The sequence below is a fragment of the Methanomassiliicoccales archaeon genome (genome assembly GCA_036504055.1).
GTDB lineage: Archaea > Thermoplasmatota > Thermoplasmata > Methanomassiliicoccales > UBA472 > DASXVU01.
Window position 1 is genome coordinate 15,739 of record DASXVU010000044.1, and the last position, 23,282, is coordinate 39,020.

The window sequence follows — 23,282 nt, forward strand, 5'->3', positions numbered from 1 at the left end:
CCGATTCCACACCCAAGTCAAGGAAGGATCGGTCGCGATCATTCAGCAGGTCCGATAAGCGCTTCTATGTCCAAGACCCACGATCTGATGGTCCCCAAAGCGTCCTCGACCTTCTTTGGGTCCTTTTCGAATCCCTTTAAAAGCTCGGCCTGGTGGAGATAATACTTGCGCAAGGCCCGCAGCGTGGCAGACCCCCTCGTCGACAAACTTCTTGCCTGGTCTGCCTGGATGGATGAAAGAGCATTGTCCATCTCGTCAATGAAGAACCCAGTATGTTTCCTGAAGTCCCTAGCCACCCATTGCCGCTCGAAAAGATTCCGTGATTTCCAGCCTCGCGTCTGTTCACGATAGGTGGAAACAACCTTGTCCAGCAGGTCCTTTGGTAGAGCCGATGGGCTTGGCCCGCCTATCTCTTCTACAATCCCCGCCGGTTCGATTCCCATGTCCTTGAGGACCTGGATCGAACTGACCTCTTTGCCGTGATACTTATCTGCCATCGCCACAGACCCTGCGAAGCCGACCCCGGCCTCTTCGATGGTCAGCAAGGCTGCCCGGTTCACATTCAACAGTTCTTCAGTGGTCAGTCCCATGAAGGAGGCTACCTGGCCCCCTCCATCGAGGAACCCCGGCGTGGGAACTATTCCTGGGCCGATGGTAAAGGCGTTGACCCCGGTCCCATCGATCTCTGCACTGATCGTGTTGGACAGTTCCACCTGGGACGTTTTGAAGACCTCATATGCCCCCATGAAGGGTGCAGCCCCGGATGATGAGACACATACGAAGGTCCCATGCTTGGATCGGATCATTTCCGGTAGGAAAGCCCTCGCCATCAACACCGGCCCCCTAAGGTTTACCCGGTAGCTGCGGTCCCACGATTCGATCGGCACCTGAACAACCGGACCCATAGGAAATATCGTGGCATTATTGATAACGACCGTCGCTGACCCGAAGGACCTCCTGGTTTCGGTCACCAATTGCGTAATACTTCCTTCGTCTCCCACATCCGTTCTGGTGAAAATGACCCGTTCCTTTCCGAACTCCGCCTCCATCTTTTCAGCCGCAATTCGTCCATTGGCTTCGTCGATCTCCGCGATCACGACCTTTGCCCCGAGCCAAAGCAAAGCCCTCGCTGTCTCAAATCCTATGCCCCTTCCCGACCCGGTCACTATGGCGACCTCGTCCGCAAGTGCGTTCTTTGACAGTTTGCTCGATTCGATCAGCATGTCGGAACCTGAAGACGTAACGATGTGGTGGCCTGATTATTGTTTCTAGCGGATGGACAGCCCTCCTTCCGGACAGCCTCCGAGGGGGTAATTGGCTTTAAGAAATGGACCGTCCGTATCTTTCCTCATGTCAAAGACGATCTTGACCTGCCCTCAATGCGGCTCGTCCGATCTATACTATGAAAACGCCATGATAACCGGCGTCATTTATCACTGCAAGAAGTGCGATTACGTGGGACCGGTTGTTCTGGAGAGGGACATGACGGAAGAAGAGATCGAGGCCATGAACAAGGATAAGGCCGGCCGGAAAAAAAGGGTCTGACGCCGTTCCCTGCGTTGACATAGGGCATGGTCTCGGTCCATATTGCCGTGATGACCTGGGCCGATCATCGGTCGAATTGATCCAGCTGAGGAACGGCCCCAAAGATAAATCCGGGCCAGAGGAAGATGCCCTGCTTGGTGGGATGAAAAAGGAGGAATTGAAAGGGGTTTATGCGAACATCGCACCGGTCTCGGATTGCTTGATCTCGTCGGTCTCCAGGACCTTGGTGATCGCCCTCTCGAAATCGCCTCCGGTGACATAGTCCCGGTTGTCCCTGATGGCGAACATGCCGGCCTCTGTGCATATGGCGCGGATGTCTGCACCGGTTGCGAACTCGGCCTTGGCCGCCAGTTCGATGGCCAGGACCGATTCGTCGACGTTCATCTTCTTCATCTGTATCTTGAAGATGGCCAGCCTGCCTTCGTAGTTCGGCACTGGTATCTCAATGATACGATCGAAGCGTCCCGGTCTCAAGAGTGCCTCGTCCAGTATGTCCGGGCGGTTGGTGGCCCCTATGATCTTGACATCGGCCAGCGGGTTGAATCCATCCAGCTCGGCCAGGAGCTGCATAAGGGTGCGCTGTACCTCGCGGTCTCCGGATGTGGCGACATCAAGGCGCTTCGCTCCGATCGAGTCGAGCTCGTCGATGAACACAATGGATGGTGCCTTGTCCTTGGCCAGCTCGAACAATTCCCGGACCAGTCGGGCGCCTTCGCCGATGTACTTCTGGACCAGTTCCGAGCCGACCATCCTGATGAAGGTGGCATTCGTCTGGTGCGCAACGGCCTTGGCGAGCAGGGTCTTTCCCGTTCCCGGCGGCCCTACCAGAAGGACCCCCTTTGGCGGCTCGATGCCCACTCTCTTGTAAAGCTCAGGTCTCAGCAGCGGGTCTTCCACCGCCTCCCGGATCTCGATAATCTGCTCCTCTAGCCCGCCGACGTCGTCGTACGATATGCTTGGCTTGTCGATTATCTCGGCCCCGATGACGATCGGGTCCAGTGATGAGGGCAGGACCGACATGACTGCCAGCGTCTGCTTGTTGAGGGCCACTCTGGCGCCAACGGTTATCTCGTCGGTCGGAACGTATTCTGAGGTCGTAACTATGAAGTCAGGCCCGGTGGAGCTCTTCACGATGACCCTTCCATCGGCGAGCACGTCCTTGATGTTGCCTATGATCAGCGGAGGGGATTTCAGCCTCTCCAGCTCCGAGCGCATGCGTTTCAGCTCCTTCTGCAGTCGGAATAGCTCGCTCTCCACGTATCTCTTTTCGCCCTCGACCCTCCTTACTTCCTCCAGAAGCTCAGAGTTTTGGCGTTCGACCATCTCCATCTTGTCCTTGGTTTCTTTGGAGATATAGTCGTCGAGCTGTTCGTCACTCAATCTTGGCACCTCGTTCTCTCATATAAAAGCGCTCTATATATGACAGTTTCGTGCCGATTCGCGTGGGGGAACGAAGGAGGTGTAGCTTGTCCAGCATTTTTTGGGCACTATGTCAGCACCGTGGGCCCGACGGACGGGAAAAGGAGAACATTAAATCGGGGAAGGTCATTTGTGCTACGATTGACATGCTCTGCGAACTTTGTGGTAAAGAAACGGACAGACTGTTCACCGTCCAAATAGAAAGTACCATTCTCAAGGTCTGCAAGGACTGTTCCAAGTTCGGAGATCAGGCCAAAGCCGGGGGGAAGGAACCGGCCAACAAGCTGGTCATCGAGAACCGCCTGCAGAACCGTGAAAGGCGCATGAAGACCAAGGACGTTTACGAGCAGCAGGAAGAGACCATCGAGCTGATCGTCGACTATCCCAAGAGGATCAAGGATACTCGTGAGGCCCTCGGCTGGAAGCAGGAGGAACTTGCCTCCAAGATGGGGGAACGATTAAGCATAATCACAAAACTAGAACGAGGCGACATGCGTCCCGACGACTCCCTGATCCACAAGGTCGAGAAGACCCTCGGAATCAAGATAACGGAGCGCGTGGCCGTTATGAAGCCGGAGAAGGCCGCCGTGTCCAAGGGCGGTATGACCCTTTCGGACTTCATTAAGAAAGGGTGATCGAATCCAAACCAATCGGTGGGCGAGGCCGCTCACCTGACTTTTTTAATTCAATATCGCGATGGTCAGCCAAAGATCAAAAAGAAAAATAGAGAAAAAGGTTTGGGGAACAGGTTTTACTTCTTTCGCCTCAGGAACAGGAAGGCGCCACCTCCCAGTATCGCGACCACCACCACGACGATCCCGGCATAGAGCAATGTGTTGTCAGTGCTGGGCGTTGAGCTGATGGCATTGGGTATGGCTGTCACTACGCTGGACGCTGTCCCGTTCCCGTTCGTGTTCTTGGCCACAATCTGGTATCCGTAGCTGTGGCCAGGAACGACGGCATTGTCGGTATAGGTGGTTGTTGTTCCGATGGTGGTGTTCAACAAGGTCAGCTGGGACCCGTTGTCAGAACGGTACACGTTATAGCCTGTGATCGGGGAGGCTCCAACGGAGTCCGGTGCATCCCAAATGATCACCACCTTACCAGCCCCCGGCGTCGCTATCACGTTCTTCGGTGCCGACGGCAACGCAAGGTTGACGGGTGTCGCCGTGACCTCGTTCGATGGGTTACTGGTCCCGTTCGAGTTCACTGCCTTTACCACATAGTAGTAGGGGATCTGGTTCATGGCCGAACTGTCGTTGTAGGTCAGTGTCGCAGCGCTCGGACTGGCTATCGGCACGGCCTCCTCTCCCGACGCGGAGGTCCCTCTGTATACCTTATACGACGTGATGACGCTTCCTCCTGCATTTGACGGAGCTGTCCAGTTCAGAAGGATATATCCGTTGCCAGCAACCGCAGTCAATCCCGTGGGTGGGCTGGGTATCCCTACCACTATCTCAGCGATGATCACTACCTCGTTCGATTCAGGTCCCAGGCCGCCCGAATTGACCGCCCTCACCTCATAATAGTAGGTGCTTCCGGAAGCAATGTTCACGTCTATGTAGGTCAAGGTCGTCCCGGTCGTCGAAGCGATCGGGGTGGTCCCTTCTCCTCCTGCCGTCGTCGCCCTAAAGACCCGGTATTCCGTTATCCCGGTGCCAACGCTCGATGGGGCGCTCCAGTTCAGTATTATCTGGCCTTGCCCAGCAAAGGCTGTCAGGTTCAATGGTGCGGAGGGCGCGGACGGAGCGGGGGCCATTCCGACCGCCTCGTTCGAATCCGGGCCGGTTGCGACCGAATTGACCGCCGCCACCTCATAGTAATATGGCAGTCCAGGGGTCACCGTTGTGTCGTTGTAGGTAAGCGACGTTCCGGACACTGTCTGGAACACTGTGGTCCCTTCTCCGCCAGAGGTCGCTCCCCGGAATATCTTGTAGCTGGTGATCCCCGGGCCCACGGTCGCCGGGGCGGTCCAAGACAGGACTATGTAGCCGGTACCGTTGGTGGTAATCAGGTTGATCGGAGCGCTTGGGGCGACATTTGAGGATGTCGTGGTGGCCTCCGCTATGTTTGATTGCAGAAGCGCATCTCCGTAGTTGTTAGAGACCAGGATATAGTACCCATAGGTACCCGGCGTCAGATTCGTGTCCACAAATGTCTGCTGTCCCAATCCCGTCGCGACCAGACCGGCGAAGCTCCACGCCGTTCCATTGTACCTGAGGATCTCATAGTACAACAGGTTGGCCGTACCCTGGTATGTCGGGTTGCTCCAGGTCAGGGTTACCTGGCCGGTCCCTCCCGTTGCCGAAAGGTCAGTTACCCTCATCGGAACGTCCCCGGTGAAACTCGCGAAGGACATGGCCTCGTTGGAGTGGGCGCTCTCCCCAAACATGTTCCTGACTGACACTGTATAGAAATAATCGACGTCCTCCAAAGCGGTTCCGTCAGAGGCTATCAGGGTGGTCAAGGACGTACTGCTGAACAATCCGAACAACCCGATCGTGCTCACGTTCTTGATCGGTATTGCTCCTTGGGCACCCGAACTGTTGCCCCGATAGATCGAATAACCTATGATGGGGTTCGTGCTGGATGCTAACTTCGCATAGAGCCCAACCGATGAACTATCTGGTGTTGCTATCAGACCGGTCGGCGCTGATAGCACTGTTCCTACGAACGGTGTCGCGTTAACCTGATTGGAGAACAGGTAGACGTTGCTCAGGTTTGCTCTCACCGTATAATAGTACTTTACGCCATTGGTCGTGGAGTTGTCATACCAGTAGAATCGAGAATCTACCAGTGAGCTGTTCACGATATTTCCTCTTGCTCCTTCAACGATAGATCGGTAGATGTCGATCCCTGTCCCATTGAAGATCAGTGACGACCAGACCAGCAGCACTTGGCCGTTGCCAGGATAGGCTGCCGCGAAAGGGGTCGGCGGTTCATAGGCCGGCGTCGCATTGGCGATGTTCGAAGGTGCGCTCGGTCCGAAGAGGTTGTTCGAGACCACCTTGTAGTAGTATTTATGGCCATTTATCGCCGTCGAGTCGCTGAAGAAAGGCAGATAGAAGAACAACGTGCTGACGTTCCCGATATAAGAGAACGAGCCCGATTGTGAGTCGGAACGCAACACAGTATAGTTGGTCAACCCGTGGGAAGATGGATTGGCCGGGTTGTCCCAGGACAGGGTCACGCTGTTGTTGGATCCCGATGCGGTCAGGTTCATGGGGCTTCCAGGGATATCCCCGGTACCTCCGATGAACCTGCTGATCGATGCGTTCGTTGCCCCCCAGGTACTGCTGACGGCCCTCACTGTATAGTTGTAGGTCTTGCCGGGCAGAACATTGGTATCGTGATAGCCATTTGCCATGGATGGCAATACCGTAAGGTCGGGGAAACCGAATACGCCAGGACTATATACATAGTAAAAGCGAACGGGTGTGCTTCCGGCGTTTGCCGGGGCGGACCAGTTCAACTGTGTGGCGTACACCTGGTTCAACGCTACTAGGTTCTGGACCGCTCCCGGGGGTGTGGCGCTAGCGACCGGGGTCACAGAAATTACGTTCGAATCCGGTGATGCGCCTGCATCACTGTCAGCTGTTATCTTGTAGGTGTATTGGAGACCGTTCAAGACATTGGAATCATTGTAAGGAAGGACAAAACCGATCTGGACCGTATCCAGCTTGACGAACACCGTCGTGCTGGATGTGGCATTTCGATAGATGGTATAGTTCTTTATCAAGTCGCTTCCTTGGCTTGCGGGATGGTCCCACCAAAGCCATACGAACTGGTTTCCGGCATCTGCCACCAGATTGAGCGGTGCTGTCGGTACAGTTGTTCCCAATGCCAAAGCGGAATTATTGACATGGGTCGTTTCACGAATCTCATCCGGGACCAGAACCACGCAGGACAATAGCATCATCACTGCGAGTGCGAACCCCAGGCTTCTAGTTGAAATCCATTTCTTTATGTTCATGAAATTCCCCCCTCTGATTGTTCCTGAATGAATCTTCCATCAGGGTGTAGATTCAATTCACGCCAATCTGATTTAAGATGTTGTTTTTCATCAAATATTGTGGTCAATATGGTAATATTTGATTGGACATAAACAATTTTTCAAGCTCATTCTCACCCTAACTGGCTAAGGCAAAATTCAGAACTAGGGTCAGAAGTATCGCATACTCGGAATTTGAATGGCGGCGATGTTTCGTGTATTTCCGGAGGTATTGGTCAGCGGAAAGGTCTTCTCGATATGACATCTCGAATCCCAAAAATGAGGGAATCGCATCATATTTTCAAGTGGCCAGGGCTACGGCATCCGAGCTACGAAGGCCCTTTATCATCATTTCAATGCGATCCAGGCGACCACTCCGCCCTTTCCCCACAGCTTGCGGACCATTTTGAACCCCGCTTTCCGGAGCGATCTCTCCCAATGCTCCACATCCAGTGTGCTGGAAACCCTTTCTGCCATGACAAAGGCCCCTCCTCGTTCCAAGAAGCGGTGGGTCTTCTGGAGGACCTCTGTCTGTCTTTCCGGGTTCAGCCTTCCAATTCCCATTACCGAGATGGTGACGCGGGAACAGGTCTCCGGGAACCGTTCGGCCAGGTCCAGCTGACAGACCTCGAAGAACCCCAGCCTGACCCGTATCCTGAACCGGTCAAGGCATGAGTATGCCTTGTTCTCATCCTCACCGATGGCCACGAAGTGGCAGAGATCTTCGAACCTTTCCACAAATGGCGCCAACCAGTCCCCGTTAGAGCAGGAGAGGTCGACGATCTTGCATCTTGGCGTTACCATCGGGAGGGCAACGTCAAAAATCGATCTTTGGAGGGAATAATATTCGGAGGAACCCATGTGTATCGCGGCATCTTGCTCGGCCACGTGTGCGCTCATGTTAACGTGCATGGACGACTTTTCGTCCCGGTCTAGGTTCGCTTCGGCCATATTCTACCTCCGTTCTTATTCGCACTCTATCCGTGCTATGACATGTCATAGCACTCTAGTTATTTATTCCTTTTTGTAACAGAGGACGAACTAGGGAAAAATGGGATTTATAGCCAGATATTGAAAATATGCCTTTTGAGGAATCAAAAAGTTCAGGATTTGACTATCTCTTCCTTTGCCTCTTTGAGGTATTTCGTGATGTCAATACCGTTATCCCTTGCCACCGCTAGCGCCGCTACGATGGACTCAGTGCCCAATTTCTCTTGGACCTTGTTGATCCTGGCTACGACGTCATTGCGCTTCAGGCCGGACACCTTTGAAATTTCATCCACCAGTCGGGCGAACAAAGATTGGGGCACCGCGGGGGTCGCGGATTTCGGAGGCGCCTGGGTTGGAAGCAGGGTTGGGCCCATTTCCGGCTGGACGGCGATCGCCGCAGGGGTGGTGGTCGCAGGTACGTCCGGCCCAGACGAAGATGTCGGTGTCCCCTCGGTGATCAATTCCGACAGGATGGCCTCGGTCGGCTTGTAGTTCATCGGCACCTCGAACTCGCGATAGTCGAACGTCGGTTTTACCATGCCCTCTTCTTTCTTGAGAAGTCCTTTAGCCAGGCCTGCATCCATTACCTGCTGGGCCTTTCTGGCGTCCAATTTGAACCCTTCCTTCGTCCCCGAGTAACGGAAATTGAAGATAACGTTGTTGACGAACTCCATCTCTGACATAACGTTCTTGCCGCCTCTCTTGAAGACGACCGCGATGGTTTTGTCAAGTTCGCCCATGATACTCCTCTGGTTTCCGAACACAGGATTTTACTTAAATGATTATCGACAGTAGTTCTTCCTTCAACAACCCGAATTCGTGACATCGTATCACTGACCGACAAGGGAATCTGCGTCGGTATGGGTAGGCAATGCGGTCCGATCAGGGCGAAGAGCTTTGTTCAGGTTCTTCCAGACCCGGGGCAAAATTTTCTTGGACGATCGGTCTTCTCTGATGCCAGGACAGGGGCTCTTTAAGATCGATAGGCCCTGACATGAACAATACCGATCGGGCTCTTTCTTGTCATAGGATGGGAGAAAGGCGAACCTGGTCCATTGTGTCAGGATCACCAAATGAAGATGATCGTCGACCCCTACGATGATGGCTTAAGACAAAACGATGTCCAGGTTGACCAATACACGATCGCCCATCAATTTTGTCTACTGGTGATAATATATGTGGACAGGGTGCCATCAACATTAGTCTTATATAGAAGGACAAACATTCCAAGGGCCGTACTAGCATAGCTAGGCGTTAGATTTCAGAACAGGGAGGTATGTAAAATGTCAATGGGAAACACACCGATACTCATCCTTAAGGAGGGTACAAAGCGTGACAAGGGTAAGGACGCCCAGTACAACAACATCATGGCCGCCAGGGCCATCGCTGACGCGGTCCGGAGCACCCTTGGTCCCCGTGGTATGGACAAGATGCTCGTCGACACTTTGGGCGACGTGGTCATCACCAACGACGGAGTAACCATCTTGAAGGAGATTGATGTCGATCATCCGGCCGCCAAGATGCTGGTCGAGGTCGCCAAGACCCAGGATGAGGAATGCGGAGACGGAACCACGACCGCAGTAGTCCTCGCAGGAGAACTATTGAAGAAGGCCATCGACCTGATCGATGCCAACGTTCACCCGACCGTCATCACTCACGGATACAGGCTGGCAGCATCCAAGGCCATGGAGGTCCTGGATGCATCCGCCATCGATCTCAAGTTCGACGACCGCGCAACGCTCATCAAGATCGCTCAGACCGCCATGATGTCCAAGTCCGTGGTCGGCTCGAAGGAACTGATGGCCAATGTCTCGGTCGACGCCGTAAGGAAGGTAGCCGAGAAGGTCGGAAAGAAGTACGTCGTAGACATGGACAACATCCAGGTCGTCAAGAAGACCGGCGGATCGATGGAGGACACGATCACCATCGACGGCATCATCGTCGACAAGGAACCGGTCCACCCGGCCATGCCGAAGAGGGTCGAGAAGGCCAAGATCGCCCTGCTCGACGCCGCTCTCGAGGTCAAGAAGACCGAGGTCGACGCCAAGATCGAGATCACCGACCCGAACCAGATGCAGGCATTCCTCGATGAGGAAGAGAACATGCTGAAGAAGATGGTCGCCAAGATCAAGGCCACCGGCGCCAACGCAGTATTCTGCCAGAAGGGCGTGGACGACCTGGTCCAGCACTACCTCGCCAAGGAAAAGATCTACGCCGTCAGGCGGGTCAAGAAGTCCGACATCGAGAAGCTGGCCAAGGCCACCGGCGCCAACGTCGTGACCAAGGTCGACGAGCTCGAGGCAGCTGACCTAGGATTCGCTGGTCTCATCGAGGTCAGGAAGATCCAGGACGATGAGATGTCCTTCATCACCGGCTGCAAGAACCCGAAGGCAGTGTCCGTCCTTATCAGGGGCGGAACCGAACACGTCATCGCCGAGATCGAGAGGTCCCTGGACGACGCCATGAGCGTTGTCGCCGTGGCCATCGAGGAAGGCAGGATGCTCACCGGCGGCGGTTCGACCGCGGAAGAAGTGGCCATGAAGCTAAGGGCCTATTCGGCATCGGTCGGCGGAAGGGAGCAGATCGCTATCGACGCGTTCGCCTCCGCAATGGAAGTAGTTCCTACCGCACTGTCGGAGAACGCCGGTCTGGACCCGATCGACATACTGATCGAGCTCAGGAAGGCGCACAAGAACGGCAAGATCCACGCGGGCGTCAATGTCTTCACCGGACAGGTCGAGGACATGCTGAAGCTCAACGTGCTCGAGCCGTTCTGCGTCGGCAGGCAGGCCATCAACTCGGCCACGGATGCGGCCGTCATGATCCTCAGGATCGACGACGTCATCGCTTCCAAGGGCGGCCACGCTGGCGGCGGCATGCCTGGCGGAATGCCGGGAATGGAAGGCATGGGCGGAGAGGATTAGACAAACACCAAAGCGGGGGCGATCCCCCCGCCAAGAAACCATTTATTACCAGGTTCTAGTAATCGATGTTTCAGGGTGATCAGGATGAGCGAGGGCGCTGAGGGGAAGGCCTTAGACGAGAAGGCAGAGTCCAAGGATATGAACGAGGAGAAGGTTCAGATCGAGCAATTGCAGCAGCAGACAGCGGACCTCAGGGACGCCTTGGACAAACAGATGGCCCAGACTCGTGAATACCTCGATGCGGCTAGGCGGATAACGGCTGAGTTCGATAATTATCGTAAGCGGGCGGCCAAGGACCGGGAGGAGATCATCAAGTCCTCCAACGACAAACTGATCGCCGAGCTGCTCATCATCTACGACGACCTTGAACGGGCATTGGCATCCAATTCCTCAGCGGAGGAGTTCCGGAAGGGAGTCAATCAGATACATCTTAACCTAGGGGCTCTACTGAAGTCTTACGGACTCAGAGAAATACCAGCAAATGACAAGTTCGACCCGTCGCTGCACGAGGCTTTGAGCATCGGCGAGGGCGAGGACGGCAAGATCCTCGAAGTGTACCAGAAAGGCTATTGCCTCGGACCCAGGGTCCTGAGGCACTCGAAAGTGAAGGTCGGCATAAAGCCGGAGACGACAAATACAGAGTGAGGTGAACAATATGGCTAAGATCATCGGAATAGACCTAGGAACCAGCAATTCGGCCGCCGCGGTAATGGAAGGCGGAAGGCCAACGATAATACCGAGCGCGGAAGGAACGAGCATCGGTGGGAAAGCATTCCCTTCATACGTCGCATTCACAAAGGACGGCCAGCTTCTGGTTGGAGAGCCGGCCAGGCGTCAGGCGGTCACCAACCCAGAGGGGACCATCGCCGCCATCAAGAGGAAGATGGGTACAGACTACAAGGTCACCATAAGCGGCAAGGACTACACGCCCCAACAGATATCGGCGTTCATCCTGCAGAAGATCAAGAGGGACGCCGAGGCGTACCTCAATGACACGGTGACCAAGGCGGTCATCACCGTCCCGGCCTATTTTAACGATAACCAGAGGACGGCAACCAAGGACGCTGGTGCCATCGCCGGTCTGGAGGTCATCAGGATCATCAACGAGCCGACCGCGGCCGCCTTGGCCTATGGTCTGGACAAGCAGAACACCTCCCAGAAGATCATGGTCTTCGACCTTGGCGGAGGCACGCTCGATGTCACCATCATGGACTTTTCGGAGGGCGTGTTCGAGGTCGTCTCCACCTCCGGCGACACCCAGCTAGGAGGCACCGACATGGACGAGATCCTGATGAAGTTCGTCGTCCAGGATTTCAAGAAACAGTCCGGAGTGGACCTGACCTCGGACAAGATGGCCATGTGGCGTGTACGGGAAGCCTGTGAGAAGGCCAAAATCGAGCTTTCGACCACGATGTCCACCGAGATCAACCTGCCGTTCATTTCCGCTGACGCCTCCGGGCCGAAGCACCTTACCCACACCATAACCCGGGCCACGCTGGAAGAGCTGATCAACCCGGTGGTGGAGCGGTGCAAGGTACCGGTTCAGAACGCGCTCAAGGACGCGAACCTGACCCAAGACCAGATCGACAACGTCATCCTGGTCGGCGGTCCGACCCGCATGCCGCTGGTGCAGAGCTTCATCGAGAAGATGGTGGGCAAGAAGATCCAGAGGGGTGTCGATCCGATGGAGTGCGTGGCCATGGGGGCCGCGATCCAGGCTGCCGTTCTCTCTGGTGAGGTCAAGGACGTCCTCCTGCTGGACGTGACGCCGCTCTCCTTGGGCATAGAAACACTTGGCGGAGTCTCGACCAAGCTGATCGAAAGGAACACCACCATCCCGACCCGGAAGTCACAGGTGTTCTCGACCGCAGCTGACGGGCAGAACAGCGTGGAGATACATGTCCTGCAGGGCGAGAGGGAGATGGCAGCCAACAACACCTCGTTGGGCAGGTTCATGCTTTCCGGCATCCCGCCGGCACCAAGGGGCGTCCCGCAGATCGAGGTCACGTTCGATATCGATGCGAACGGCATCATCAACGTCAGCGCCAAGGACCTGGGAACGCAGAAGAAGACCGCCATCACCATCACCGCATCTACCAAGCTGTCGAAGGAGGACATCTCCAAGATGGTGCACGATGCGGAAGCGTTCGCCGAGGATGACAAGAAGAACCGGGAGCGTGTCGATACCATCAACCAGGCGGACAACCTCATCTATACCACCGAACACGCGCTCCAGGAGCTGGGGGCCCAGGCCACCAACGAGGAGCGGGTCAACGTAGAGAACGCGGTGGCCGAGCTGAAGGGGGAGATCCCGAAGGGCGACACTGCCACGATTAAGGCGAAGATGGAGGCACTGTCCAAGATCTTCTATGCCATCTCCGCCCGCGTGTACCAGAACGTGCAGCGGGAACAGCAGGCCGGCCAATCGGGCCAGCAGCCGGGGCAGCAGTCCGGTCCGTCCAAGCAGAACGAGGACGGGACCATCGACGCGGAATACAAGATAGTCGATGAGGACGAGAAGAAACCCTGAGAAAGTTGAGTCCGAAATGGCCGACAAGAAAGACTACTACGAGACGCTTGGCGTCGCCAAGGACGCCAGCGTTGATGACATCAAGTCAGCCTACCGCAAGCTGGCAAAGCAGTACCATCCAGACGTTACCAAAGAGAATTCTGCGCACGCCGAGGAGCGCTTCAAAGAGATATCTGAGGCCTACGAGGTCCTTATGGACCCGGAGAAACGAAAGCTCTACGACAATTACGGTCGCGCTGGAGTCGCTGGCCAGTTCTCCGAGGAGGACAAGTTCTCTTGGCAGGACTTCTCCCATGGCCAGGACCTGAATGACATTTTCGGCGACATGTCCGGCTCGGAGTTCGGCAATCTGTTCGAGTTCTTCGGAGGCGGGCAACAACGCGGGCCCCGCCCGGGACAGAACCTGAGACTGGACATCGAGATTAGCCTGGAGGATGCGGCCCGAGGCGTAAAAAGGGAGATCGTCGCACCCATGTCGATCAAGTGCGACCAATGCAACGGGAGTGGATCCAGGGATGGCAAGAGCCACAAGTGCAAGACATGCGGCGGCAAAGGCCAGGTCCAGCGGGTCCATCGTCAGGGCGGTGGACAGTTTGTCTCGATAGACGTCTGTCCCAAGTGCGGGGGCAAGGGCAAGACGATAGACCATCCGTGTCCCAAATGCAATGGGGCAGAGTATGTCCATAAACCGCAGAAGATCGAGATCACTATCCCGAAAGGTGTCGACACGGGCATGCAGTTACGAGTTCCTGGTGCCGGGGAAATATCTCCCAACGGAGGGCCTCCGGGCAACCTGTTCATCGTCATCCATGTTCGTGAACATCCGATCTTCAAACGTGATGGTCCCAATCTTCTGATGGAGAAGGACATCTCTTTCGCCGAAGCAGCACTGGGCGGAGAGATCAAGATCCCTACGTTGTTTGGAGCGGCCAAGCTGACCTTGCCGGAGGGCACCCAGACCGGAACGGAGTTCAGGCTCAGGGGGGCCGGGTTGGACCGACCCGATACCAGGGGGAAGGGCGATCTGGTCGTGCGGGTAAGGCTGAAGGTGCCAAAGAATCTGAGCAACGAGCAGAAGGAACAGATTCGCAGGTTCGATGGGCTATTGCCAGAAAAGAAATAGTGCTCTAGACGGCCTGGCAATGAGTATGATCTAAGATTGTCACCACCAAGTTGAAGGGAGAGATTCTGGGGGTGACAGCTATGTTCAAAGGAGGGAGATGGAGTCGCACTGTTCAACTGCATCCCGCGCCAGAACTCGCGGGGCAGCATGCCATTCAATTGATTCAATAATCGGCACAGCCTTCCGATGAATCCGTAAAACGAGGAATGGACCATAGACACTGAATATAAGATAGTAGATGGGGACGAGAAGAAACGCTAGGCGAGATGAGTCCGCATGGCCGATAAGAAAGATTACTACGAGACGCTGGGTGTCGCCAAGGATGCCAGCGCCGACGATATCAAATCATCCTACCGCAAGTTGGCAAAGCAGTACCACCCGGATGTGACCAAGGAGGACTCGGCCCATGCCGAGGAACGATTCAAGGAGATATCCGAAGCCTATGAGGTATTGGCGGACGCCGAGAAACGGAAGCTGTACGACAAATACGGCCATGCAGGTGTTTCCGGCCAGTTCTCCCAGGAAGGCAACTTCTCCTGGCAGGACTTCTCGCACGGGCAGGACCTGAACGACATCTTCGGCGATATGTCCGGCTCGCCGTTCGGGAACATTTTCGAGGCATTCTTCGGCGGGGGCGGCCAGCAGCGCGGACCGCGCCAGGGTCAACACCTGCGCATGGACATCGAGATCGACCTGGAGGATGCGGCCAAGGGGATAAAGCGCGAGATCACGGTGCCGACCTCGGCGAAGTGCGACCAGTGCAACGGAACCGGTTCCAAGGATGGCAAGAACCACACCTGCCCCACCTGCGGAGGCAAAGGACAGGTGCAACGCGTCGTCCGCCAGGGCAACAGTCAGTTCGTGACGGTCGGTGCCTGCCCCAAGTGCGGAGGGAAGGGGACGATCATCGAGCATCCCTGCCCCAAGTGCGACGGGGAGGGCTACATCCGCAAACCGCAGAAGATAGAGTTCGAGATCCCGAAAGGGGTCGATACCGGCATGCGTCTGCGCGTTCCAGGTGCCGGAGAGAGGTCACCCAATGGCGGTCCTCCAGGCGACTTGTTCATCGTCATCCATGTGGCTGAGCATGAGCTCTTCAAGCGTGATGGGGCCGATCTGCTGATCGAGCAGGAAATATCGTTCCCAGAAGCGGCTCTGGGCGCAGACATCGAGGTGCCTACTCTGTTAGGCACCGCCAAGCTGACCATCCCGCCCGGAACCCAGCCGGGCACCGACTTCAAACTGAAGGGGGCGGGTCTGGACCGGATCGACTCCCGTGGTAAGGGCGACCAGTACGTGCGGGTCCATCTCAAGGTGCCGAAGAAGCTGAGCAACGAGCAGAAGGAGATTCTCAAGAAGTTCTCCGAGCTCGAAGGCTCCAAGAAGGGATTCTTCGCGCGCCACAAGTGATGCGTCCATTGTTAGCAGATGACATTGGAAAGGGTTAAACGTCCCTTGGTTCTCCCTCGGAACCGCTAGCGGTGCTGAGAAAGATGCGCGCCCCCCGGTTAGGTCGGTCGTTCGATGGCTTTGACCGCAGGGTCTGGATATTGTTCTACGGCAGGATCGTCCAGGCGACCGGATTCGCCATGGCGCTCCCGTTTGTCGCCCTGTACTTGAACGGTCAGCTCGGCGTCTCCATGACCGAGGTCGGGTTGGTGCTGCTGCTCTCGTCGGCGATCGGGGCCACCGGGAACATCGTAGGCGGGGAGATCGCCGACAAGTTCGGCCGGAAACGGATCATGGGTCTGGCGCTGACCGGACGGGCGGTGATGATGGTGCTGATTGCGGCGGTCATCGCCTTCCTCTCCGGCTACCTCATAATCGCCGTCATGATCACCGTCAGTTCGTTCATGGGATCGATGTTCGAACCGGCCAGCAATGCCATGGTGGCGGACATCGTTCCAGCCAACCGGCGTCTGGACGCCTATGGGCTGCTGCGCATCGGGGCGAACCTGGGCTGGGCCCTCGGTCCGATGATAGGGGGTCTGCTGGCTGTGTTCTCGTTCTCGTTCCTGTTCCTCCTCGGAGGCATAGCGACCGGCGTGGTGGCCTCGTTCCTGATGCTTATGCTGAGCGAGTCCATGGTCCCGGGAGAGTCCCATGAACGCTACCGGCTAAGGGATATGGTGAAGATCACCCAGAACCGGCAGTTCGCCGCGTTCTGCTTCATCTCGCTGTTCTTGTTCATCATGTTCGGGCAGATGTCATCGACGTTCGCCGTCTATTCGGAGAAACAGGTGCACATCAGCCTCGCCGAGGTCGGCTACCTTTACGCCATAAACGGACTGCTGGTGGTGTGCCTCCAATTTCCCATCGCCCGGGTCATCAGCCATTACCGTATGTGCTCGGTCATCGCCATGGGATCGCTGTTCTATGCCATAGGATACGGCCTAGTGGGACTGGCCCCGGACTTCCTATTCCTGTCGATTTGCATGCTGGTGGTCACCATGGGCGAGATGGTAGTATCCCCTTCGTCCATGAACCTGGTCGCCAACATGTCCCCGGAGAACGAGCGGGGCCGTTACATGGGCTTCTACGGGTTGTTCTCTTCCTATGGCTTCGCCGCCGGCCCATTCGTCGGAGGAGTGCTCATGGACATTCTGATCGGCTCTCCGGTCCTCCTGTGGATGTCGATAGGTATGTTCGGGGTTGTGGCCATGGTCGGCTATCTGTTGCTGGGCAGGCGCATGAGCGACAGCCTGAACTGCTCCAAGGCGATTTGACATCGGATCGTGAAAAATTGAGATCCTAGATCACGGCCAGCGTCATGGTGTGGCCGTTCTCTCGTTGCTCCATGATGCCTAAATATATCCTGGACTTCTCAGGACCCTTCAGGTACGAATGTTTTTGATCTTTGGGGAGGAATAGATACTTCGGCATCGCCAGACGGTTGATGTCTGCAGGATCACAGTCCAGATGAACTGGGAGCGGGTACGATATGGGATTCGGGAAGGAGTTCAGTGGGTTCGACAGGAGGGTCTGGACACTATTCGTGACCCGTACCATCGATGGCGCTGGCTTCTCTTTCATGTACCCGTTCCTGGCCATCTACCTGCACGATAAGCTTCATATTTCCATGTCTGCGGTCGGGCTGATCCTGCTGGTCGCGGCAGCCGCAGGCGCGGTGGGGGAGCTGATCGGTGGGGAGATCGCCGACGCCTTGGGGCGAAAGCGGATCATGGTGGTCTCCATCATTGCCAGGGGACTGGTGTTCGTGGCCATCGGAGCTTACATCTCCGGCCAGGTGGATCTGGTGTTCCTCACATTGCTGGTGGCTGTCAATTTCTTCCTCGGTTCCGCGTTCGAACCGGCCAACAACGCCATGGTGGCCGACGTGGTAGAACCGGGGAGGCGCCTGAAGGTCTATGGGTTGCTACGGATCGGGGTGAACCTTGGGTGGATAATCGGACCCATGGTCGGCGGGGTTCTGGCATCCATCTCATACTCGTGGATATTCTATTGCAGTGCGATCCTTTGCTTCGCCGCCGGTTTGATCCTTCAAATATGGATACAGGAATCGCGGCCGGCTCCGGACGCAGAAAATATCACCGGTTGGAAGGGGTCCTCCGCCATTTTCCGCCACGGCTCTTTCATGTTCTTCTGTTCCATGTGCCTTCTGGTATTCATCATGGGTGGCCAGATGACCTCCACCTTCCCGGTGTTCTCCAAGGACTCAGCGGGTCTGGACGAGTTCAGCATCGGTATCATCTTTGGAATAACCGCGGTCCTAGTAGTATTGGCTCAGTTCCCGATATCCCATTATATCGGGAGGTTCAAGACCTCTCATATGATGGCGGCCGGAGCCCTCGTCTATACGCTAGGCTTCATTTGCATAGGGTTCACCCGAGACTTCTGGCTACTGACCTTGGCGATGTGCATCGTTACCGTTGGGGAGATGATCGTCATGCCAGCCTCGATGAATCTGGTGGCCAGCATGTCGTCTGAATCGACGCGAGGGAGGTATATGGGAGTGTGGGGCCTGTTCGCCGGCTTTGGCTGGTCCTCCGCCCCGTTCGTAGGCGGAGTGATGGTTGACGTGATCAGGGACCAGACCCTCTTTTGGATATCGGTCGGGATCTTCGGGGTGCTGTCCGCCGTGGGCTTCATGGCCCTGTCAAGAATGCTGACCTCGGGGATCGATGGCGCGGACACACGAAAGTTCCAGGACAAATCTTAAAATGGTCCGATGACGGTAGTAAATCGGATGAAGATAATCGGCCTGGTCACGGAGGATTTCCGTTTCTTCCATCGGATGGTCCGGCTCCTGAAGGAGAGGGGGGAACCGTTCGTCTCACTCGGTCTGGACGACCCGATACCGGAGAGCGTGGGCGCGATCATCACGACCAACGCAGAACGGGACCGGGTCCGTTTTCCCACCATAGTTTCGGACGATGACCCTGATTTCGCGTTCAAGGCGGCCCGGTCGGTGCTCCGCGGTAAGAGGTTCTCCCGACTGGTCGTGGGGATCGATCCAGGCCGGATGCCCGGGATCGCGGTGATCGGGGACGGAAGGATCATCGATACGGAGCAGGTCTACAGTCCCGAGGATGTGACGGAAACGCTCATCCGGATGACCTGGAACTTGGACTTCGATCACATGCTGATCCGGATCGGGCACGGCGACCCGACCAACCGGAACCGCATCATCCACGCAGTCTGGGACCTGGCCGACGAGGTGGAGATCGTGGATGAAACGAAGACCACCAAGCGGACAGAGACACCGGACATCGATGCCGCCATCATTATAGCGTTCACCACGGGGGAGAAGGTCGCTTCCCAACCGGAGGTATGCCCCACCCCCGGCGAGGTGCGGGACATCAAACGACTGAGCCGCATCGAATCGGGCGGACGGGTGACCATATCGACCGAGCTGGCCTCGAAGGTGGCCCGGGGAAAGATGAGCCTGGCCGAGGCCGTCGAGGCGTACCAGAAATGACCGCCCGCCCCCGGGGCGGATAGAAAGGGGTTCCCGGTCAGCCCACGGTCCGGATGAACGACGGTATCCTGGCCAGGACCATGCCCTCGATGATGATCGGCTCCAATTTCATCGCCACCGCCAGAGCGTCCTGCATCTTCTGTTCGTTGTCAGCATAGATTGTCAGGACGGTCTCTCCCTGGTCGACCTTGCTTCCCACCTTCTTGCTGAGCACCACTCCCGCTCCCTTATCCCGGGGCGAGCCTGCAGCCCTGGCCACCCGGACCAGGTCCTTGTTCTTGATCCGTGAGACATATCCGGATTTCTTGGTCAGCACATCCACGCTGTGCTCACCGATCTTGATGTCCGTGGACTTGATGTCCGGGTTGCCGCCCTGGGCTCCTACGATCTCCCGGAACTTCTTTAGGGCCTTGCCCGAGGATAGTATTTCCTTGGCCTTCTCCTCCCCGTTGTACGCCCCGCCCATGTCGAAGATCATACCCGCCAGGGAGATCGTCTTCTCGATGACGCTGGTGGGTACCTGTCCACCTTCCAGCACCGAGATGGCCTCCCGGGCCTCCAGCGCCGGTCCGATGGCCCTTCCCACCGGCTGGCCGCCATAGGTGATGGCGCATTCCACCTTCATGCCCAGCTTCTCCCCCAGGTCGATGAAGTCTCGGGCATAGGCCTTTGCCTCGTCCATCGTTCTTACCTTCGTCCCCTCACCCATCGGGATGTCCATTAGCAGGTAATCGGCGCCGACCGCCTTCTTCTTTGACATGACCGATGCCAGCAGCTGTGCGTGCGGGTCGATGCCGAGCGGATATTCCGCCTTTATGATCACGTCGTCCGCCGGGGCAAGGTTCAATGAGCCTCCCCACGCCATGATGCCCCCCACTTCCTGGGTGATGCGCTTCAAGCTCGCCGCGTCAAAGTCCACGTTGGCGAACACCTCGACGATGTCAGAAGTCCCGGCCGCTGAGCTAATCGCCCTGGACGAGGTTTTCGGGATGAGCAGGCCCCCGGCCGCCACTATCGGGACGATGAGCAGGGTGACCTTGTTTCCCGGGCAGCCTCCGATCGAGTGGAAATCGAATATCGGGCCCTTGTCGAACGTTATCGTCTCCCCGGTGTTCACCATCGCCTTGGTCAGGTCCGCGGTTTCCCGGATGTTCATGCCGTTTATGTGCAGCGACGTCACGTAGGCCGAGAGCTCGATGTTGGACAGCGTCCTGGTGGCGATGTCCTTCACGATCACGTTGATCTCATCGGTGGTCAGTTCCCCTCCGTCCATCTTCTTCCGGATGTGGTCAACGGACTCCGGACGGGTGGCGGGGTTGACGTCGATCGGCTCTCCGGGCTCCGGTCCTATGTATTTGAATGCCCGTCCCAGCAGCCCCACCTCGCCCTTGTCGATGACGGTGTCGGAGGTGTTGACGATGGCGGTGACCGCCTTCCCCTCGTGGACTATCCTGACCCGGTCCTGTTCGCGCAGTGCCATGTCCTGGGCGTCCTCGATGTGCAGCAGGGCCGTGGTCTCCCCCGTCTCCACGTCCACGAACCTCGCCTTGAGCTTCATGCCGATCCCCACTTCTCGAGGGCCTCGCGCAGCTCCAGGTGGTCCTTGGCATACTGTTCGGCGGTGAGGCCGAGATATCCTGCGTCGACCGCCTGGGACATCGCCATGGCGCCTCCCCTTACGCCGCGCGGATGTCCGGACACACCGCCCCCGGCCTGGATTTGGACATCGTTCCCGGCGATGGCGATTATCTTAGGCACCATGGCCGGCTGGACGCCTCCCGATGCGACCGGCATGACCCTCTTGTATGGCATGTCCGGTCCAACGCAAACGTGCTGGTACTCAAGGTCGGCCTTCGGGTCTCCGGTCATCTTGCCTACGCCGTAGGTGCCGATGTGCAGTGCGTCCGCCCCGCACATGCGGGCCAGTTCCGCGAAGACCTTCATGGAGATGCCATGGTCCTTGTTCCTGGTGATGGCCGCGTGCATGGTCCGGTGCACATGGATCGGCAGCTTGATCGAACTGTCCTCTGCCAGTGCCTGGACCGCGGCGAATCCGCATGTGATGACGTCCACCATGAGCTGTGACGCTCCCAGGTCCTGGGCGCGCTGAGCGACCTCCAATATCTTGTCGCCCCGGGTGGAGACGTTTATGGCGTGTATCATGGCATGTCCAGAATCCTTCTTGACCCGGTCCAGTGCCTCCGCGATCGCCACCACTCGGTCTTCCAGCGGGCAGAACTTCTGGTTGACCAGCGTTTCATCGTCCTTGCCGTTGGTCAGTCCTCCCATTCCGGCCTCGTACACGTAGTCGGCGGTCTCCCGGGGCGAGAGTCCGATCTTGGGCTTCACGATGGTGCCGACCAGAGGCTTCTCCGATCGTTTCAGGATCTTTCTGAGGCCCTCGATCCCAAACTTCGGGCCTTTGAACTGCTCGAGTATCTCGTTCGGATATACCACATCCTCCAGTCGAACACCCGTCAGAACATCCAGTCCGAACAGGTTCCCGGCCACGACGCTCAGGATCTGGGGAACGCCCCCGATGTCGATGCTGAAGTCCTCGGTCGGGAAGGCGATCACGCACACGTTGCCCTTAATATCGACCACCTTTCCGCTGCGGCGGACAAAGTTCTCCTCCTTCAATGTGCTGATGGTGGTCCAGGTCCCGGTGGACTGCTCGGTCGCGATGGCCGCTGCGGCCTCCTTCATGGGCAGGTCGGTCTTGACCTTGTAGGTGCAGAACACGTGCGATTCCGGGTCGAGCTTCTCGCCCAGGTGCAGATACTTCTCGGAATATTCCATCTCTTTCACTCCTCAAATCCAATCTCAATGCTCGTTGAATACGAATTCCTGTCCCAGTTCCCTGACTATGATCTCATAGGCGGCGAACGGTGGGATGACCCCTACCTCGGTGACGATCGAGTCGATGTACTCAGGCGGAGTGGCATCGAACACCGGATTGAATATCCTGACCGAGGCCGGGATCTCACCGGGTCTTACTATCTCGGTCGCGTCCCGCTCCTCGATCTTGACCTTCTCCCCATATATCGACCTGGGGGAGAACTTGAAGGTTTCGGCGCACACCGTGAACGGTACCCGTGCCTCATGTGCTGCCAGCGCGACCTGCGAGGTCCCGATCTTGTTGATCAGCGCACCGTTCGAGCAGATGGTGTCCGCCCCCACGAACACCGCGTCCACATCCTTCATCATGTACCGCACCGCCGAATCGACTATAATCGTGGTGGGCACTCCGGCCCGGGCCAGATCGTTAGCGGAGAGCACTCCCTGTCTCCACGGGCGGGATTCCGTGACCACCGCCTCTATCTTCTTACCTTCCTGCCATGCGGTGATTATCGCGCTAAGCGCCGCCTTGCTGTTGCAATGGGTCATGACCCGGTCCCCATCCTGTATGCGGTTCGCTCCCAGGTGGCCGATGATCTTCAACGCCTCGTTGGAGCGGGATACGAACTCGTCGGCGTTGCGCACCAGGGCGGAACGGTATTCTTCCAGATCGGTGATTGCGACGGTCCTCTTGAACACCGAATGGACCCCATTCCACAGCGAGACCGCGGTGGGTCTTGATTCCAGGAGGAGGTCCTTCGAGCCCTCCATGGCCTTCCGGAAATCTCCCAAGTCGATCCCTTGATAGGCCAACGCATCCTCCCTGAGGGCGATGGCCGCCCTTCTGGCGATCTCCGCCGCGCCTCTGATCTCCATCGAACGGATGGCATTGGCAACTTCCTTGGCCGTCATCTAAAGCCGTAATACCTACTCTCTGGACATAAAGGTTGGCCGAGAGATACGGCTGGATGTTCACCGACCGC

General features: G+C 56.9%; 18 protein-coding genes. 10 read left to right on the top strand and 8 right to left on the bottom strand.

What is annotated here, in order from left to right; all coding sequences use genetic code 11:
- Positions 1-38 precede the first annotated feature (38 nt).
- Entirely contained in the window at positions 39-1,223 is a 1,185-nt protein-coding gene (locus VGK23_10325; GenBank protein ID HEY3420937.1) for an SDR family oxidoreductase, read from the bottom strand.
- A gap of 127 nt (positions 1,224-1,350) precedes the next feature.
- On the opposite strand from VGK23_10325, the gene VGK23_10330 reads away from it, so the two are divergent.
- The gene (locus tag VGK23_10330) at positions 1,351-1,545 is read left to right on the top strand and encodes a hypothetical protein (GenBank protein ID HEY3420938.1); all 195 of its coding nucleotides are present in this window, start codon (positions 1,351-1,353) and stop codon (positions 1,543-1,545) included.
- A gap of 168 nt (positions 1,546-1,713) precedes the next feature.
- Here the strand turns inward: VGK23_10330 and VGK23_10335 are convergent, their stop codons facing one another.
- Positions 1,714-2,925: a proteasome-activating nucleotidase gene (locus tag VGK23_10335; protein HEY3420939.1), complete on the bottom strand. Its 1,212-nt coding sequence runs from the start codon at positions 2,923-2,925 to the stop codon at positions 1,714-1,716.
- Positions 2,926-3,110: 185 nt separating this feature from the next.
- On the opposite strand from VGK23_10335, the gene VGK23_10340 reads away from it, so the two are divergent.
- Positions 3,111-3,599 carry a multiprotein bridging factor aMBF1 gene (locus VGK23_10340; GenBank protein HEY3420940.1) on the top strand — a complete coding sequence of 163 codons (489 nt, stop codon included), beginning with the start codon at positions 3,111-3,113 and terminating at the stop codon, positions 3,597-3,599.
- A gap of 116 nt (positions 3,600-3,715) precedes the next feature.
- Here VGK23_10340 and VGK23_10345 read toward each other — a convergent pair whose 3' ends face one another.
- The 3 genes from VGK23_10345 to VGK23_10355 form a co-directional block, all read right to left on the bottom strand.
- Positions 3,716-6,937, bottom strand: coding sequence for a fibronectin type III domain-containing protein (locus VGK23_10345; protein ID HEY3420941.1), 3,222 nt, complete (start codon positions 6,935-6,937; stop codon positions 3,716-3,718).
- 366 nt (positions 6,938-7,303) lie between these two features.
- Positions 7,304-7,906, bottom strand: coding sequence for a hypothetical protein (locus tag VGK23_10350; GenBank protein HEY3420942.1), 603 nt, complete (start codon positions 7,904-7,906; stop codon positions 7,304-7,306).
- A 152-nt stretch (positions 7,907-8,058) separates the two neighbouring features.
- Positions 8,059-8,685: a DUF2240 family protein gene (locus VGK23_10355; protein ID HEY3420943.1), complete on the bottom strand. Its 627-nt coding sequence runs from the start codon at positions 8,683-8,685 to the stop codon at positions 8,059-8,061.
- A gap of 543 nt (positions 8,686-9,228) precedes the next feature.
- Here VGK23_10355 and thsB point away from each other — a divergent pair.
- From thsB to VGK23_10395, 8 genes are all read left to right on the top strand, one after another.
- Positions 9,229-10,869, top strand: a complete 1,641-nt coding sequence (gene thsB / locus VGK23_10360; GenBank protein HEY3420944.1) for a thermosome subunit beta — start codon at positions 9,229-9,231, stop codon at positions 10,867-10,869.
- Positions 10,870-10,953: 84 nt separating this feature from the next.
- Positions 10,954-11,514 (top strand): nucleotide exchange factor GrpE, encoded by a 561-nt coding sequence (locus tag VGK23_10365; protein ID HEY3420945.1) that lies wholly within the window; start codon positions 10,954-10,956, stop codon positions 11,512-11,514.
- Positions 11,515-11,524: 10 nt separating this feature from the next.
- Positions 11,525-13,399, top strand: coding sequence for a molecular chaperone DnaK (gene dnaK / locus VGK23_10370; protein HEY3420946.1), 1,875 nt, complete (start codon positions 11,525-11,527; stop codon positions 13,397-13,399).
- 16 nt (positions 13,400-13,415) lie between these two features.
- On the top strand, positions 13,416-14,522 hold the full coding sequence (gene dnaJ, locus VGK23_10375) for a molecular chaperone DnaJ (GenBank protein HEY3420947.1): 1,107 nt from the start codon (positions 13,416-13,418) through the stop codon (positions 14,520-14,522).
- Positions 14,523-14,798: 276 nt separating this feature from the next.
- Positions 14,799-15,932 carry a molecular chaperone DnaJ gene (gene dnaJ / locus VGK23_10380; GenBank protein HEY3420948.1) on the top strand — a complete coding sequence of 378 codons (1,134 nt, stop codon included), beginning with the start codon at positions 14,799-14,801 and terminating at the stop codon, positions 15,930-15,932.
- Between the two features lie 83 nt (positions 15,933-16,015).
- Positions 16,016-17,248 carry an MFS transporter gene (locus tag VGK23_10385; GenBank protein HEY3420949.1) on the top strand — a complete coding sequence of 411 codons (1,233 nt, stop codon included), beginning with the start codon at positions 16,016-16,018 and terminating at the stop codon, positions 17,246-17,248.
- 215 nt (positions 17,249-17,463) lie between these two features.
- On the top strand, positions 17,464-18,702 hold the full coding sequence (locus VGK23_10390; GenBank protein HEY3420950.1) for an MFS transporter: 1,239 nt from the start codon (positions 17,464-17,466) through the stop codon (positions 18,700-18,702).
- A gap of 27 nt (positions 18,703-18,729) precedes the next feature.
- A complete protein-coding gene (locus VGK23_10395) occupies positions 18,730-19,461 on the top strand; it encodes a hypothetical protein (protein HEY3420951.1) in 732 nt (243 codons plus the stop codon).
- Between the two features lie 37 nt (positions 19,462-19,498).
- On the opposite strand, the gene VGK23_10400 is transcribed toward VGK23_10395, so the two are convergent.
- From VGK23_10400 to VGK23_10410, 3 genes are read right to left on the bottom strand one after another with little or no spacing between them, the layout of a single operon-like run.
- On the bottom strand, positions 19,499-21,019 hold the full coding sequence (locus VGK23_10400) for an AMP phosphorylase (protein HEY3420952.1): 1,521 nt from the start codon (positions 21,017-21,019) through the stop codon (positions 19,499-19,501).
- Entirely contained in the window at positions 21,016-22,260 is a 1,245-nt protein-coding gene (locus tag VGK23_10405) for a RuBisCO large subunit C-terminal-like domain-containing protein (protein HEY3420953.1), read from the bottom strand. Before VGK23_10405 ends, VGK23_10400 begins: the two co-directional genes overlap by 4 nt.
- A gap of 24 nt (positions 22,261-22,284) precedes the next feature.
- Positions 22,285-23,211 carry a ribose 1,5-bisphosphate isomerase gene (locus VGK23_10410; protein HEY3420954.1) on the bottom strand — a complete coding sequence of 309 codons (927 nt, stop codon included), beginning with the start codon at positions 23,209-23,211 and terminating at the stop codon, positions 22,285-22,287.
- Positions 23,212-23,282: the final 71 nt, after the last annotated feature.

Bases quoted from the DNA above. Each gene is read 5' to 3' on its own strand.
- VGK23_10325 (HEY3420937.1), bottom strand. From the start codon at position 1,223: ATGCTGATCGAATCGAGCAAACTGTCAAAGAACGCACTTGCGGACGAG.
- VGK23_10330 (HEY3420938.1), top strand. From the start codon at position 1,351: ATGTCAAAGACGATCTTGACCTGCCCTCAATGCGGCTCGTCCGATCTA.
- VGK23_10340 (HEY3420940.1), top strand. From the start codon at position 3,111: ATGCTCTGCGAACTTTGTGGTAAAGAAACGGACAGACTGTTCACCGTC.
- VGK23_10345 (HEY3420941.1), bottom strand. From the start codon at position 6,937: ATGAACATAAAGAAATGGATTTCAACTAGAAGCCTGGGGTTCGCACTC.
- VGK23_10350 (HEY3420942.1), bottom strand. From the start codon at position 7,906: ATGGCCGAAGCGAACCTAGACCGGGACGAAAAGTCGTCCATGCACGTT.
- VGK23_10355 (HEY3420943.1), bottom strand. From the start codon at position 8,685: ATGGGCGAACTTGACAAAACCATCGCGGTCGTCTTCAAGAGAGGCGGC.
- thsB (HEY3420944.1), top strand. From the start codon at position 9,229: ATGTCAATGGGAAACACACCGATACTCATCCTTAAGGAGGGTACAAAG.
- VGK23_10365 (HEY3420945.1), top strand. From the start codon at position 10,954: ATGAGCGAGGGCGCTGAGGGGAAGGCCTTAGACGAGAAGGCAGAGTCC.
- dnaK (HEY3420946.1), top strand. From the start codon at position 11,525: ATGGCTAAGATCATCGGAATAGACCTAGGAACCAGCAATTCGGCCGCC.
- dnaJ (HEY3420947.1), top strand. From the start codon at position 13,416: ATGGCCGACAAGAAAGACTACTACGAGACGCTTGGCGTCGCCAAGGAC.
- dnaJ (HEY3420948.1), top strand. From the start codon at position 14,799: ATGGCCGATAAGAAAGATTACTACGAGACGCTGGGTGTCGCCAAGGAT.
- VGK23_10385 (HEY3420949.1), top strand. From the start codon at position 16,016: ATGCGCGCCCCCCGGTTAGGTCGGTCGTTCGATGGCTTTGACCGCAGG.
- VGK23_10390 (HEY3420950.1), top strand. From the start codon at position 17,464: ATGGGATTCGGGAAGGAGTTCAGTGGGTTCGACAGGAGGGTCTGGACA.
- VGK23_10395 (HEY3420951.1), top strand. From the start codon at position 18,730: ATGAAGATAATCGGCCTGGTCACGGAGGATTTCCGTTTCTTCCATCGG.
- VGK23_10400 (HEY3420952.1), bottom strand. From the start codon at position 21,019: ATGAAGCTCAAGGCGAGGTTCGTGGACGTGGAGACGGGGGAGACCACG.
- VGK23_10405 (HEY3420953.1), bottom strand. From the start codon at position 22,260: ATGGAATATTCCGAGAAGTATCTGCACCTGGGCGAGAAGCTCGACCCG.
- VGK23_10410 (HEY3420954.1), bottom strand. From the start codon at position 23,211: ATGACGGCCAAGGAAGTTGCCAATGCCATCCGTTCGATGGAGATCAGA.